This window comes from Nitrospira sp. M1, from assembly GCF_965152605.1.
The window spans coordinates 2,376,636-2,390,093 of record NZ_OZ224217.1 but is presented as its reverse complement, the minus strand read 5'-3'; the positions used below and the strand labels follow the sequence as shown (position 1 = coordinate 2,390,093).

Sequence of the window (13,458 nt, the reverse complement as noted above, 5' to 3'; positions counted from 1 at the left end):
TAATGTTGTTAGAACTAGGTCATTTGTCTGTAGGTCTTAAATGAGTTGGCTGTTATAAAACTAGACACAGTCACAGTCTGAGTTCTTACACATTACTTTTACAGGAGGTAGCTATGTATACATCATCGAAAACTATTGCAGTTCTTCTCGCCATGGGGCTCACTCTCAGCGCGACAGCCTTTGCAGGTCAGGAGATGTCAGCACCTGAATCGAAGTCTCACGAAGCAGGAATGTCCGAAGCACAGGGTAAAACTGTGGAAGGTGAGCTTGTTGCCATCGATGGTGAATTCTATGTGTTGAAAGACCAAGAGGGAAAAGAGCAGCGTCTTCATGTCAGTCCGACCACACAAAAGTCAGAAGAACTACAAAAAGGAGATATGGTAACAGCGAAAGTGACGGATCAAGGGCATGCGTTGTCTATTCAAGAAGCTGGAAAATCTGGTATTGCAGCGCAATCAAGTGAGAAGTCAGAGTAGGAAGTGTGCTCAAGCGCATAGCTGCCTGAGCTGTTGCTCAGGCGACGGTTGAAAATATGAAGCTCGTCGTCATGAGAGTGAACCGCGAGTCTCATATTCCACAATCATATGACACGAATAGTTTGCCATGTGAACCAGGAGGTGCATGATGTTAAGTTGGGCAATTACATTTCTCGTGATCGCGCTCATTGCGGGAGCGATTGGATTATCTGGAGTCGCCGGGACTGCGACGAATATTGCATGGGTACTTTTTGTTGTATTTCTTATCATTTTTGTTGTGAGTACGGTCATGGGACGACGTCCGCCTGCGTCCTAGTGTAGTGACGAGACCTCATCTTCCTGGCTTGTTGCCTTATTCGTACGACTTCGTCAACGGTCAGAGTGAATGATATTGGCCGATTCTGAAATCATAGAAGGTGTGGCATTTTTCTTGTGAGTATGACAATCTCACGATGAGAAGTTGATTCTGCCTGATAAATGTATCGAGGTAGATGTTCGCTGGATTGGGTAGGATATCTGATTTAACCATACACATACTGCCTATGTGACATCTATGTGATCATGGTGTTACTCACATGTTGACGGTAAATTGGTGGGCAAAGCATGGCGAGAGTACTCATTGAGACTTTTCGAGGCGTTGGGCCATCGAAAGGATAATTGAATAGACTCTCGCCAATGCTCAAGTTATTTAATGCTCATACGGTTTTCAACTGCTGTGACGCCTCCTATTTCTTCAGCTAATGCAATAGCTTGCTCCACTTGATTCATGTCATCAACAAATCCGTTTAATTGTACGCGATGTTTAAAGGTTCTAACATGAACATCAAGTCCTGAGACCATGGGACACCGTAGCAATGCTGTTTTGACCTTTGTTGATATGACGCTATCATCGATGAATTCCCCTGTACTTTCCTGATGGCGAGTGGCTGCGCAACCCACCAATAGCGTGGCAAGCACAAGAAAAGACATCAGGAAGTATCTAACTTGCATACGCGTATATTCCTAATATCGATGGTTGGCTAAGTGCACAATACCTCATGTACGTCTTTATCTGTCATTGAGTACATTGAGCTATTTGATAGATAGATTATTTTCTACTGAGTTCACTCCAGCGACATTTCTTGACAATCGAGATGCGGTCTCCATCTGGTCGGCATTATCCACTAAGCCATTTAATTGCACGCGACCTTTAAATGTGGAGACACTAATATCGAAGCCGGATACTTCAGGATCACGTAACAAGGCTGTTTTAACTTTCGTGGTAATCGCACTATCATCGATATGTTCACCAAAGCTTGCAGATTGCGATCCGCCAGCACATCCCGACATCGCAGTAGTGATAAGAACCAGGCAACTCCATAGTAGTATTTGCCGAATCGATTTCATGGGTGTTTCTCCTCTATTCGTTGTTAAGCTTGTGTTGTCTTATGTTCATATACTCATCACACTGATGCATGCAAAAAGGTCTTGAAGCTGTCTGTCTTGCATGTGTTTGTTATCGACTATCGTTACTAAAAGGAGAGAGTTGCTGTTCGTTTCCTCGTGAGCTAGACGGTGGTTGATTTGCTGACTGGATGGAACTCCCAAAGAAATTTGTGCGAGCTTCCTGAAATCGTTCTCGAGCTCCTACAAATTTGTCGCGAGCCTCGAGATATCGGTCTCGCTCTCTTTCAAACTGTTCGACTGTTTTGTCGTATTGATGTTGTTCCTGTTCGAACGTTGCACGAGCTCGATCATACTTTGCGTTAGCTTCTTTATATTTCAATCGATCCTTCATGAATTGGTCGACATTATCATTAAACGCATCCTGTGCTTCTTCGTAATGATCGATGTCTCGTTGAGCGGAACCCAGTTCTTCCAGCGATGGACCGACTTCTGAAAACGCTGAGGGGTCATTGGGGGCGGCATTTGTTTGTGCGGCGGATTGACTCACCCCAAAGCAAACAATCGAGAGAAGTACTGTGCAGTACGTGCTAGCGGTTGTGATGTGAGTGTTCATAAAGCACCTCCTTATGCTTACGAAATTAGATTATGGTGTAGTGATCTTGTGATTGTCTTACGAAATCGTGATGTTCAATATTCGAAATGTGATCGGTGATCGACATTTCATTTACTGTATTAGTTAGGGAAATTATCTCTTAATTCTGCCATATGACTAGCATTGAATTTGTGACATTGCATTCTGCCGATTGCACAAACACAAGGAACTATCAGGCGGATCATAGCAATATTTAAGTGGTGGATCTTTAGACATTTTTCTCGAATCCGTTAGGTTTTTATCTAGTGTATTTCATCGATATACTGTTGATAGAATTTCACGCTCGACTTGTTCTCTCACCTGTGTGAATTCTTTGGCAAGCCTCATCGCTCTGGTTTCGAAGAACACTTTACGGGCTTCTTTGAAGATAATCTTTTCTTCTATTTGCATGTGATCTCGCAAGCAACTATGAAGATCTTCAAGTTTTTCGCGCCAATTCTGATGATGAAGCGTGACTTGCTCGATTTTCCCGAGTGAGTATGCCAGCTCTTCTCGCTGTTCCAGTGCCGAATTAATAGTCTTGCCTAGCCCCTGCCATTCTTCGAATGCCGGGTAAAATACCTTTTCTTCTGACTCGTGATGGGCGACCAAAGCATTCTTGAGATCGAAGAAAATGATTTCCCTTTCGGTATCTTCTAGCTGACTGCCTAGAAGTTTCAAAAATAATGCGTTTAAGATTCGATGGTCTTTCTTGAGTGCCTGATAAATATCCATGCAAACCCCCGAATATTTTTCTTCTGTGTCTGGTGTTATCTCTGCTGTCTATATAAATATCAAAGACCAATAATTCCCAAAAGCCATAGCACGAGTATTAAGCTTACGGGTACGCCGAGCAACCACAAAAGTATAGGCATGAGAACCTCCTTATGAGAACAGGGTTATGAAGAATGTCTTACATATTATGTGTCATCGCTCCTTCTGATCATTGGGGTCTTCATGTGTGTGTGAAGTCGTCGTTTGCGTTGAGTGAAAGTTAGGACCAATACTTGGGACGACCATAATAATCGTAGAGGCGTGACTCGTATTCGCGATTAATCGGGAGCGCAGGATCAAATTCTGGACTATTTTTCACACCTTCCTCAGTTAACTCAAGGTCAACGGTTTGATCTGGCCAATTGACTTGTGTAATCCATTCTGGAGCAATGAGCACCTTTTTCCCTGGAAGCCAATTTCCAGTATTGACAATTATGTAGTGGAGTTGCCAAGTCGAGTCGTCCATGACGAAATCCTCAACATGACCAATCGCTCCATCACGTACATTGAGTGAATACCCACACACCTCATTCATACTGCGAAGGTGTTGATCTCCGGTGGGTACTTGAATAGCGGCTTCGACATCTGGTGGTACAATCTCAGGAGCGGGAGTTACGCCCACAAGACCAAACGTCTCGCCTGCGGCAGGTTGAATAAACGGTTTATCTCCCCAGTACCGCTGCCATGAATAATATGCCCGGAGCTTGTCTTCTTGCTGGAGTGAGACGGGAGCATTCTCTCGAATGTCAGGACTCTTTTCGATTTGCTCTGCGGTAAGATGGATGGGGAATACTTCTTGACTCCAATCTGGCTGTCCAAGCGTTTCGGTCCCAATTAACACCTGACGTCCTGGTAGCCAATTCCCTGTGTCAGCAATGAGGTATCGAATCTTCCAAGATTCATCGTCAAAATAAAAATCTTTTACTGATCCCAGGTCTTTGTCTGTGGCTCGTAGGGTGTAGTTTAGTAGCACGTGTGTGGTTCGTAACATGTGTCCTCCTCGAGAATGCTGAATCGTCCTTACTTCATACGCAAACGAAGATAAGGAGCGTCATCGAATCTATGTAAGAATACATCATTACAGCATATCGATTGGTTCGTTATTGATGGACAAATGTCGATGGTGAGGTTGAAAATGTCTAGTATGTTTGGGAGGGCAGACGTATCAACGAGCAAAGATCACTACCATTCATTGCCATCATTATCCTTATGACGTATGGAATGTGGTCCCGTTGGTGTTTGTTGGTCTGGGTATGATGTTTTTTGAAAAGAAAAATTGAAGCAACAGATGGTGGGCTGAGATTGGTGAATGCATTGTAGTCCTCAGGTACCCATGGTTGGAGCAATGGCGTGGATACTGCCGATATTACATGACCGACTAATTTACAAGAGTGAAGGTCGGAAGCGTGAGGTGATGTGGAAAATGCCCAAGAAGGAGGCTCAGGCTTTTCGCAATACGTTGACACTGGTCAACACCTTACGTATCTGAGATGAATAGTTTTTGTGCGGTTTCCCTATGCCAAATCTGTTTCTGTTCCATGCCGCCTCCATTTGGCTCACATCATAATCTTACTTCATAACGTAGTCCAAATTTGGGTCAGAGGTGCTTCCCTTTTCGATCCCCATTCTTAAGTGTATGCGCATCTCCATGAATGATACGACATCAGCCACTGGTAATCGGGTGAAATACGCGGTGTCTGGGCGACCGTCCAGTATGTGCCTGATGTTGGTGTCTAGAATTGTAGAAGGCAAAATGCCGTTTCAGCCCTTGCTTGACTTCGTGTGGGATCTCCTAGGCGTGGAGGTACGTATCCTCATATTGGACGGATCGCCATAATTGTTCGAGGAAAATATTTCCACGCCACGCGCCTTTGTCGTCCATGACTAGTGGTCACGGTCAGAGAGGCACTGCCTCGTTGCTGCTCTGAAGGTTTCATGTGTTGTTCCCCACGTCTGAGGTCTTCAATCTGAATGATCTATGCCGTGAGATTCTTCGCTGAGGTTGTTAACGCTCTGAATCATTTTGTGCTTCCTGTAATCCTTCAGCAATTTTTTCTTGTGCTTCCTTGCGTACATCTAGTTCGGGGTTTGGAGTGGGATGTGCCGTATCTTTAAACGTCAGAATGGCCAAGATGGGATAATGATCTGAATCAAATGATTCAAGGACTTTGAGAGACATCACCCCGATATGCGGGGTATGGAAAATGTGGTCCATAGGAAATCTGAGTAAAGGAAGATGAGTTGGAAAGGTATTAAAAAACCCCGGCCAATTCGAGGGTCTAATAACCCACTGAGTTCCCGAAAGAGTCTTGTGGTATGTGACCAGGCAACATCGTTGAGGTCGCCAGCCACAATTGCAGGTCTAGGCTGTTCGGCGATCAAACGACCTACAATGAGGAGTTCTGCATCTCGTTCATGCGTATCTTGATTGATTCTTGGTGGTCGTGGATGTAAGCCATAAAAGTCCACGGTGTCGCCTGAAGGTATTTGAATCGTCGTCTGAAATGACGGGACGTCATCTTCAACGAGAAACCTGATGTTGGTATCTACAAGTGGAAGGCGAGAATACATGTGCATGCCATAGGTATTCTCAAGTGGCTTCTTGATCGTATATGGATAATTCTTTTCGAGCGATTGTAGGGCGTTTTCCCATTGGTGATTTGTTTCTGTCAGTAAAATCAAATCAGGATTGTATTGCTCAATACATCGTAGCAGTTTCTCGAAGCTTCGATTCTTCATTAACACGTTCGCGCAGAGAATGCTGAACGTTCGTGCAGGATCGCGGTGATTGTGGGGGGGACTTTCTTGTTTGACAAAAACAGTATAGGGGTGAATCCGATATCCTTGAATCACCAAGCTTGCAGCGAGAAAAGGCATCACACCTGTACTAAACATGAGGTCGTTCTCATTCAGAGTACCCCAGAGCCAGATCGATATTAGTAGGATATTGAGAAAGGCAAGTTGAGCACAGGGGAAATCAAAAATGCGAATCCACCAGAGACCAACTCGCCAAAGCGGAAGAATTGTGATGAGGACGATTAAAATCCCCGGCAATACGAGAGTGAGATCAAGTGTCATGTTTCAGAATGAAATTATTGAGAGTGAATATCCAAGCATCAAAATAGTCAATGGAGTTAGACTGTCAAGGAGGCTGGCAGTGGCATTATGCACGGTGCTCTATTGACCCGTCTACAAGGTCGTACATGCCTTGGCTTCCCTCAAAACAAGGAAGATATCGATTCGATCTGTAAAGCCAGACAATCACGCTTTGCTCAAAAGTAGACTGGTGTTGATTTGTGTGGATAGCTTTGCCTTTTTTGCAGGGCCATGATGGGTCATTCAAGGTTAATTGCAAATGGCTTCCGTGTTTCTAAAGAATGGCGAGAGAGAAATCTTCAACGGCTCGGAGAACGATTAGTAAAAATAAGATCGAATCATGTTGACGTTGAGACATCATCTCGGGTCGTGGTGTGGGCTCTTCAGGAAGAGATCGCCATCACTACTGAGCAAGTCCAGCTCTAAGTCTTCAGTCTGGTCTTTGTCTGTTGCAATTTGTTCCGCAATGTGAGTGTCTTTGGAGACATCAGATTCCGGCTTTGATTGAGTTGTGACCATAGGTGGTGTGCGCCGTGTGGATTGCACGTTGTCTTGGTCAGCCAAGCCATCCAATTGAGGAAATCTTTGTAGGTTGAGCCGGTATATGGGTTCTGGCATCTCGTAATTGGCCAGATCAAAAGCTTCTTTCACATTGCGTATAGCCTCGCTTTTTACCTTTAAAAAATCAAATTGCTCTTGAGTTGTCCACGTTAACATTTTTAATATCACATTGGACTCACCGAGTTTTTCAATCAAGCAGCGAACTGGTGGATCTGAAATCACTCCAGGGGTTTGTCGTAATGTCTCGACCGCGAGTTGGCGAGCCGCCTCAATGTTGACCGACGTATCAATTCCGACTTCAAAAGTGAAACGGCGTTTGGGATTTCGGGAATAGTTGAGAAGGATACCTTTGTATACTGTCGCGTTCGGAATGCGCACATGGTTACCGTCTAACGTCATTAAGATTGTCGCTCGTGATGTGAGCTTCACGACCAACCCTTCGTAATTTTCTAGGACGATATGATCGAGTGGGCGGAATGGTTGTCGAAGGCTCAACAAGATACTGGCAATGTAGTTTTCCACCGTGTCTCGAAGTGCAAAACCAACTGCCAGTCCCATGACTCCTGCCACACCCACGATCGTACCCAACAAAGCTGTCGCATCCAAAATCTCGAGCATGAGAATAAAACCAATGAAGAGAATTCCCACTCGTAACGTTTGCCTCAATAATGACTGCAAAAATATATTTGGAGTAATTCTTGTATAGAGGGTCCTCCATCTTGTTAAAATCGAAGCGATAAACCAAAAGATAAGAAAAACGCCGAATGCAATGATCAAAAGCGGTATAAAGGAGATCAGTTCATTGAACCGCTTCATTAATTTTTCTTGAACGACTGAGAGCCGGCTCTGAATATCACGTTTTTGCATGATGTTATCTGTGACACTCACTACCCCCTCTGTCCGTTTAGCAAGCTCGAGCGCCTGTTGATGAGCATCTTTAGACAGGGTTTTTCCAGTTAACCGAATCACCCCAGCATTCACTTCGATGTCGACATTGGAAAGCGCAGGAATATGCTGATAGACGTCCGTCAGTCGGTCTCGGATTAGTTCATCCTTGACTTTGTTCGAGCCTACAGAAATTTCTGGTGAAGGATCTGGAGGTAAGGGTTCAGATAGCGTATCAATCTGGTCTAGAGGATCTTGAGAATAAATCAGTTGTGGCGAGGTGATCAAAAGACCGAAAATGCACACAATAATCAGTGGTGAATAGTCTTTGACGTTCATAAGGTTTGGCTACGCTTCTTTGGAAATATACTTCTCAGATAAGGGTTGACTGATTGTTCAATGCATGTAACTTTTTCAGATGAAAAGGAGGTCGTGAACGTTACTGGTCGATCTCACAGGCAGTGCTTCTCTCATATGTCTATGTACACGAAAATCGTGTGTAAGTCGGGTAGCTTTCTCATAACCCCATTACACATCCTGACCACCATTTGACCTTACGCCAGCGGTTTGGTGTGGTGGACGTCCAGCGCTTCGAGTAGATTGTGATCCCCAAATTAGTTTAGTCACGGCTTGAGTGACGGCCATCCCTAGGTACGCCTTCAGCATGTTTTTTACTGGACTTTGCGGTCCGTCATCTTCATGAAAAGTCTTTGTGTCAGACCTGTCCTGGTGATGTAGAAATTCAAAGCCACTCTTTGTTACTCGTCTAATAGAATCGAATTTGTTAAGCAGCCGTTCTCCCTGATCCAGCACCGCCCTGTGCATCGTTTTCACGGTATGTCCGATATCTCCGATAGCGTGGACGAGTACCATGGCTCGGGTCATACCCAGCCGAGTCTGGTGGGTCAGGTCACGGACATTGTGGCTTATTTCGTGCAGATTGTTAAGCAATAATGGCGTCTCTTTGTTGAGATGGTCGAGAAGTTGCTCAGCCTGAACAAGCGTTTTTTTGATTTGCATGATGGTCGCCACTAGAGCCCCGAGTAGAACGACAAAGGCTATGATGGCGATCACGATTGTCAGTTCAAGCAACACATCCATATTGTCATCCATTGGGCATTATTTATTAGAGAACACGGAGAAATTCTACCAAGTCCTGTTTTTCTTGAGCCGTCATCTTTCGTTGTAGGACAAGATTGAAAAATTCCACCGTGTCTTCTAGGGTGAGTAATCGTCCATCATGGAGGTAGGGCGGGGAGTCTTTAATTCCCCGTAAGGGCAATGTTTTAAATAATCCCTCCGCACGTCCTGGTTGACCTTCCAATGTTGATCCCACATGATCATAAAATCGTTCAACTCGTAAATCGTGAAAGCTGTTATCTGTGTAAAATGGTGCAGTGTGACAACTTGCACAATTTTTCATAAAGACTGCCTCACCTCGAATTTCAGCTTTTGTGGCCTTTGCATGATCCAACGAACCTTCGACGTTAAGTTTTTTAGCTGGGGGGAAGTCTACAATGTTTTGAAATCTGGCCATATGACTGGCTTCTTCACGAGTAAAAATTCGGCCACCCTTTTCGGCTGCTTTGGCAAGAGCATCATCGAAATAGGCTGTGGCCCCTTCGCTTTGCGTGAAGTCTTCAAGAGATCGAAGGCCTCGCTTCGACCCTAAGCGGTCTTGGGCAAATGTGCCACGCATCGATATCGTATCAATACGGTACCGTTCACTCTGAGGTCGAACGTCTGGAGTCAGTTCAAACGCGCCAGAGGTATGTCCATTGATATGGCAGTCCATGCATGCCGCACCCTGCACCGGCTTTGCGGTTGAACGATCAGCGGTGACATTATGACGTTGTGCAGGAATTTTTCGAAGTAATAGTCGAAGTCCTTCTTTTTGACGAGGGGATAAGACTTCACTATCCCCAAAGATGGCCTCGAAGTTTTCAGTACTGATAATCTGTCCTTTACTCACGTCCCCTAAGTCTGGGCGTCCTACGAGAAATAGTGGGGGGGGAAATTCAGGAAGATAGGCTTGGGGTAAATCATGACCGGCATCGATTCGCTCTAGACCCTCCATCTGCTGGAGTTGATGGTCAGGGAAAATAAACCCTCCAACCTTCTGGAGAGGAAACCACAAGGGAGGATAGGGGAATATCTTACGGTCTTTAATTTCGTCAGGTGACAGTTTGGACAACTTCTCCCAGGTGACGCCATCTTTAAGTTTTGCTGTAGGACCAACGGGAATGTGCTTACGGCCGCCTGACATCGTGACGGTAGGATGCGTACGGCCCGATAAATCATAGCGCTTATTGATGATATTCATATGCTGAGCCATCACTTCCTTTTTTTGAGGAAGAGGCTCAAGCTGTTTAGGTGCATCAAACATGGGCTTCCCCACGAATTGATCATTGGAATGTGAGTGAGTATCGATTGGGGTCTTCGCATTGCGATCTGCGGCAAGAAGAGAATGTTGAGCTCCGATCATCATTAGGGTTGCAATTGCCACGGACGCTGCAAAGCCTGTTGTCTTCCTGAGGCCAAGCTGAGACATGTTGATTCTCCTACGTTACCTAAAATAATGAACGATCGTGGATATAACTATAAACTTTCTATACATGTGGGGAGCAGGGGCGCCCACCAGGTTTCACAGTAAATCAGGGATACTTGAATAGTATCGAGTCTCGTTCTACATCCGTTGTCTCTGAAAACGACGAAGTCTCTAAATGATGAAAGAAACTCGACTGTCATGATAAATACTACTCCACGCTCACTGTGTACGTGTAGTGGATAAATATAGGAAAAGGGAGAGTCTATTGTCTGTCGCTCCTGTATTTCTCTGTTACTTGTACTGATATATGGGGTGATGCGACGGATCACATGTCTTTTTTACATGAAAATATTGTAGTTGGCTTTCAAAGCTCTTTTCGTGAAAAAGGAGGCCAGGCAGTTGGTGGGCGAAAGAATCGTGTTTATTCAAAATGAAAAGGACACGTGAACATTCCCTCTATTTCTTTCGCGAGTAATTTATTCTGCGTCAGGGAACGTTCACGCGCATAATTCATGTTTGATTTGATGGCGATACAGGCGCAACGATATCTTGTGGGGAACCTATGCTTCTTCCAATAGCCGCGGCCCCCTATAACATTGAAATAAATGTCCAAAGGTCCTAAAGGAGAGCAGTCTTATTATCGTCTCGTGTAATTCACGATCCTCGCATTCTGGCGACCTGCTTTGAAGCCAATATCAGTATGAGAGACCGCGGTCAACGCACTCAGGTGTTCGACGCAATTTATTTGTGGGATGTGATTTTCAATCGGGACGTTTTTGGTCTACCCGAAGACGGAGCCGCCATTGAAGCGGAGCTTTAGGATCTCGCGTGTAATGATTCCGATCCTCTCCTACTTCCACGTTTCTTAATGGAATGGATACTGTGTCTTTCATGTGCGGAAAGGAGTCTGCAAATATTAAATGAACGACATGCTCAGTACATCCAGACACTTGCGCATTGAGGTCACGAGCATCCGTGAAGTCCACTGTGATTCGTTCTTCTGGATTAATCCATGGCGTAATTAATGCTGCTTTTTGTGAGTCAGTCATGTTTTCCTCAAGGATAATTTAATAATGTAATGAATAGACGTTAAAATGTGAATGTCGTTCCTTCGTCCGTTTGATGTATGCTCCTTCATTGTTTTACGGTGTAATATTTCTCTCCTTTTCACTAGTGGACAAATCTCTTTCTTGAGAGATATTTAAGTCTATCGTTCCGTCGACTGCGGTATCAGGGGAGAATGAAATCTTATATGAATGTCTTGTCCCAGGCGCCGTAGCCTCAGTACATTTCTAATTTCAATGAAATTCGGGTATGGTGTTGTCAAGCTCTCCGTGCTGCGGTATCTTGTTTTACGTTCCCGACTCTTCTTTGAAAACCTAACGATACTATGATTGAACGTAAGGCAATGACGCAACGATCTCCGGCGGATAGACACCTTTGGCAAATCACCCCAGTTCGTGATCTTGTCGCGATTGGCCTGATTCTTTTTATTCTCTGGGCTGGCTATTCTCTCCGCAGTATATTCACACCTGTTCTTGTGGGGTTACTCTTTGCTTATCTCTTCAGTCCTCTCATTACCTATACCCACACCCATTGGCGTTTTCCTCGCCCCCTGACGATCTCGTTATTGTTTGTGTTACTGATTGCAATCGGGGCAGGATTAATCGGTTGGTTAGGGCCGATCGTCGAAAATCAGGTGATTACACTGGCGCAAAAAGCTCCAACGTACTTGGAGAGTTTGGCGCAACGGTACAATATTGACATAGAGAATCCACGGCAGCAGCTTCAAGATGCAGCAGCCACCATGAAAATGAACGCCATGTCGCTCATCAAGGCGGCATTGACCGGAACGAGCCAAGCGTTTGGGTTTTTAGGTAGTGTCGTGAGCGCGACAACGTATTTTTTAATTTCGTCCGCCCTTATTCCGGTGTATTTCTTCTTCTTTGCTTGGCACTTTCCTTCAATGATTCATTATATCCAAGAATATGTTCCATCAAGTCGTCAGGATCGCATCGCGGAAATCGTGGAACGCATGGATCAAGCGGTCGGGAGTTTTTTCCGCGGACGTCTTGTGATTGCTGTCATGATGGGGACTATGCTGTCGATTGGTTGGCTGATCGTGGATGTCCCCTATTGGTTTCTCCTTGGAATTGGAACTGGACTGTTAAGTATTGTTCCTTATGGTGCCACGTTCGGATGGCCACTGGCGGTCTTGTTGAAATACCTTGATGTCACGACTGGTTCTGGAGCCCCAGGTTTTGACTGGGCGGCGGTGGTGTTCTGGCCTTCCGTGGTGTACGGGGTGGTTCAACTTCTCGAAGGATGGGTTTTAACGCCGTATGTTCAGAGTCAGTCCACAGAACTCAGTGCCGTGACCATTTTAATTGTGGTGTTTATCGGAGGAGCAGTCGGAGGTCTCTATGGACTGATTTTAGCCATCCCTCTGACTGCATGCCTCAAAATTCTGTTTCAAGAAGTCGTGCTTGTTCGCCTGAAGCAGTGGGCTGCAGAAAATTAGAGTGCGCGAGTGTTGTGCGCTGCTTCTCAATAATCGTTCAAAATTTGTCAGAACGCCATTGCTTACATTCTATGAGTCAAGGAGTATAGCCTTGCATTCAGGAAATTCCATGATATGAACGACGGTGTCCCATCATCGGTCGATCTGTAGACTGTGGGTCTCCAATCGGTGGTTGGTCTGTCGCCGGTGGCTCATCCGGTCGAGAAGGAGTGGGTGGTTCTTCAACAGGCGGTTCTTTGGGTGAGCGCTTCGGTGGTTTTACTGGTGGCTTTGTTGGTTCATTCGGCGGTTCTTGTATTGGGGGATCATCACTCATCAGTGTGGACGGGTTGTTTTTGTTTTGCTGCAGTTTCATGTTTTTCTATATCATTTCAATTTTTTACTATATCACATTTATTTTTCTAGATGAGTTCTAACGAATCAACAAATGGGACTAATATCGACTATCATCTAAGTTCACCTGAGGTATAAGTTCATACATTTCCGTGATCTCAAATAAACTTTTATCCGTGGGAAGTGAACGGATTCTATCATAGAATGAGAAATGAAGGCGTATTGATTGGAACCCTCAAAGCATTGA

15 protein-coding genes are annotated in these 13,458 nt (G+C 45.0%); 3 read left to right on the top strand and 12 right to left on the bottom strand.

Going from position 1 to position 13,458, the window contains the following annotated elements:
• Positions 1–113: 113 nt before the first annotated feature.
• On the top strand, positions 114–476 hold the full coding sequence (locus tag ACWHX8_RS10955) for a hypothetical protein (protein ID WP_447968162.1): 363 nt from the start codon (positions 114–116) through the stop codon (positions 474–476).
• 148 nt (positions 477–624) lie between these two features.
• The gene (locus ACWHX8_RS10950; RefSeq protein WP_447971901.1) at positions 625–792 is read left to right on the top strand and encodes a DUF1328 domain-containing protein; all 168 of its coding nucleotides are present in this window, start codon (positions 625–627) and stop codon (positions 790–792) included.
• 368 nt (positions 793–1,160) lie between these two features.
• On the opposite strand, the gene ACWHX8_RS10945 is transcribed toward ACWHX8_RS10950, so the two are convergent.
• From ACWHX8_RS10945 to ACWHX8_RS10895, 11 genes are all read right to left on the bottom strand, one after another.
• Positions 1,161–1,466, bottom strand: a complete 306-nt coding sequence (locus ACWHX8_RS10945; protein ID WP_447968161.1) for a BON domain-containing protein — start codon at positions 1,464–1,466, stop codon at positions 1,161–1,163.
• 81 nt (positions 1,467–1,547) lie between these two features.
• Positions 1,548–1,805, bottom strand: coding sequence for a BON domain-containing protein (locus tag ACWHX8_RS10940; protein WP_447968160.1), 258 nt, complete (start codon positions 1,803–1,805; stop codon positions 1,548–1,550).
• Between the two features lie 166 nt (positions 1,806–1,971).
• Positions 1,972–2,475: a hypothetical protein gene (locus ACWHX8_RS10935; RefSeq protein WP_447968159.1), complete on the bottom strand. Its 504-nt coding sequence runs from the start codon at positions 2,473–2,475 to the stop codon at positions 1,972–1,974.
• A gap of 291 nt (positions 2,476–2,766) precedes the next feature.
• A complete protein-coding gene (locus ACWHX8_RS10930) occupies positions 2,767–3,228 on the bottom strand; it encodes a hemerythrin domain-containing protein (protein ID WP_447968158.1) in 462 nt (153 codons plus the stop codon).
• A 259-nt stretch (positions 3,229–3,487) separates the two neighbouring features.
• Entirely contained in the window at positions 3,488–4,258 is a 771-nt protein-coding gene (locus ACWHX8_RS10925) for a PRC-barrel domain-containing protein (protein WP_447968157.1), read from the bottom strand.
• A 1,014-nt stretch (positions 4,259–5,272) separates the two neighbouring features.
• Positions 5,273–5,482 carry a hypothetical protein gene (locus tag ACWHX8_RS10920; RefSeq protein WP_447968156.1) on the bottom strand — a complete coding sequence of 70 codons (210 nt, stop codon included), beginning with the start codon at positions 5,480–5,482 and terminating at the stop codon, positions 5,273–5,275.
• The gene (locus ACWHX8_RS10915) at positions 5,446–6,345 is read right to left on the bottom strand and encodes an endonuclease/exonuclease/phosphatase family protein (protein ID WP_447968155.1); all 900 of its coding nucleotides are present in this window, start codon (positions 6,343–6,345) and stop codon (positions 5,446–5,448) included. Before ACWHX8_RS10915 ends, ACWHX8_RS10920 begins: the two co-directional genes overlap by 37 nt.
• Positions 6,346–6,720: 375 nt before the next feature.
• Positions 6,721–8,148 (bottom strand): mechanosensitive ion channel domain-containing protein, encoded by a 1,428-nt coding sequence (locus tag ACWHX8_RS10910; protein ID WP_447968154.1) that lies wholly within the window; start codon positions 8,146–8,148, stop codon positions 6,721–6,723.
• Positions 8,149–8,337: 189 nt separating this feature from the next.
• Complete coding sequence (locus ACWHX8_RS10905; protein ID WP_447968153.1) at positions 8,338–8,922, bottom strand: DUF948 domain-containing protein; 585 nt, start codon at positions 8,920–8,922, stop codon at positions 8,338–8,340.
• A gap of 13 nt (positions 8,923–8,935) precedes the next feature.
• The gene (locus ACWHX8_RS10900) at positions 8,936–10,360 is read right to left on the bottom strand and encodes a cytochrome B6 (RefSeq protein ID WP_447968152.1); all 1,425 of its coding nucleotides are present in this window, start codon (positions 10,358–10,360) and stop codon (positions 8,936–8,938) included.
• Between the two features lie 758 nt (positions 10,361–11,118).
• Positions 11,119–11,406, bottom strand: coding sequence for a hypothetical protein (locus ACWHX8_RS10895; RefSeq protein WP_447968151.1), 288 nt, complete (start codon positions 11,404–11,406; stop codon positions 11,119–11,121).
• Between the two features lie 341 nt (positions 11,407–11,747).
• On the opposite strand from ACWHX8_RS10895, the gene ACWHX8_RS10890 reads away from it, so the two are divergent.
• Positions 11,748–12,878: an AI-2E family transporter gene (locus tag ACWHX8_RS10890; RefSeq protein WP_447968150.1), complete on the top strand. Its 1,131-nt coding sequence runs from the start codon at positions 11,748–11,750 to the stop codon at positions 12,876–12,878.
• 97 nt (positions 12,879–12,975) lie between these two features.
• On the opposite strand, the gene ACWHX8_RS10885 is transcribed toward ACWHX8_RS10890, so the two are convergent.
• Positions 12,976–13,233 (bottom strand): hypothetical protein, encoded by a 258-nt coding sequence (locus tag ACWHX8_RS10885; protein WP_447968149.1) that lies wholly within the window; start codon positions 13,231–13,233, stop codon positions 12,976–12,978.
• Positions 13,234–13,458 lie beyond the last annotated feature (225 nt).

Excerpts from the sequence above, each read along its gene's own strand:
- ACWHX8_RS10955 (WP_447968162.1), top strand. The coding sequence starts at position 114 with ATGTATACATCATCGAAAACTATTGCAGTTCTTCTCGCCATGGGGCTC.
- ACWHX8_RS10950 (WP_447971901.1), top strand. The coding sequence starts at position 625 with ATGTTAAGTTGGGCAATTACATTTCTCGTGATCGCGCTCATTGCGGGA.
- ACWHX8_RS10945 (WP_447968161.1), bottom strand. The coding sequence starts at position 1,466 with ATGCAAGTTAGATACTTCCTGATGTCTTTTCTTGTGCTTGCCACGCTA.
- ACWHX8_RS10940 (WP_447968160.1), bottom strand. The coding sequence starts at position 1,805 with ATGTCGGGATGTGCTGGCGGATCGCAATCTGCAAGCTTTGGTGAACAT.
- ACWHX8_RS10935 (WP_447968159.1), bottom strand. The coding sequence starts at position 2,475 with ATGAACACTCACATCACAACCGCTAGCACGTACTGCACAGTACTTCTC.
- ACWHX8_RS10930 (WP_447968158.1), bottom strand. The coding sequence starts at position 3,228 with ATGGATATTTATCAGGCACTCAAGAAAGACCATCGAATCTTAAACGCA.
- ACWHX8_RS10925 (WP_447968157.1), bottom strand. The coding sequence starts at position 4,258 with ATGTTACGAACCACACACGTGCTACTAAACTACACCCTACGAGCCACA.
- ACWHX8_RS10920 (WP_447968156.1), bottom strand. The coding sequence starts at position 5,482 with ATGGACCACATTTTCCATACCCCGCATATCGGGGTGATGTCTCTCAAA.
- ACWHX8_RS10915 (WP_447968155.1), bottom strand. The coding sequence starts at position 6,345 with ATGACACTTGATCTCACTCTCGTATTGCCGGGGATTTTAATCGTCCTC.
- ACWHX8_RS10910 (WP_447968154.1), bottom strand. The coding sequence starts at position 8,148 with ATGAACGTCAAAGACTATTCACCACTGATTATTGTGTGCATTTTCGGT.
- ACWHX8_RS10905 (WP_447968153.1), bottom strand. The coding sequence starts at position 8,922 with ATGGATGACAATATGGATGTGTTGCTTGAACTGACAATCGTGATCGCC.
- ACWHX8_RS10900 (WP_447968152.1), bottom strand. The coding sequence starts at position 10,360 with ATGTCTCAGCTTGGCCTCAGGAAGACAACAGGCTTTGCAGCGTCCGTG.
- ACWHX8_RS10895 (WP_447968151.1), bottom strand. The coding sequence starts at position 11,406 with ATGACTGACTCACAAAAAGCAGCATTAATTACGCCATGGATTAATCCA.
- ACWHX8_RS10890 (WP_447968150.1), top strand. The coding sequence starts at position 11,748 with ATGATTGAACGTAAGGCAATGACGCAACGATCTCCGGCGGATAGACAC.
- ACWHX8_RS10885 (WP_447968149.1), bottom strand. The coding sequence starts at position 13,233 with ATGAAACTGCAGCAAAACAAAAACAACCCGTCCACACTGATGAGTGAT.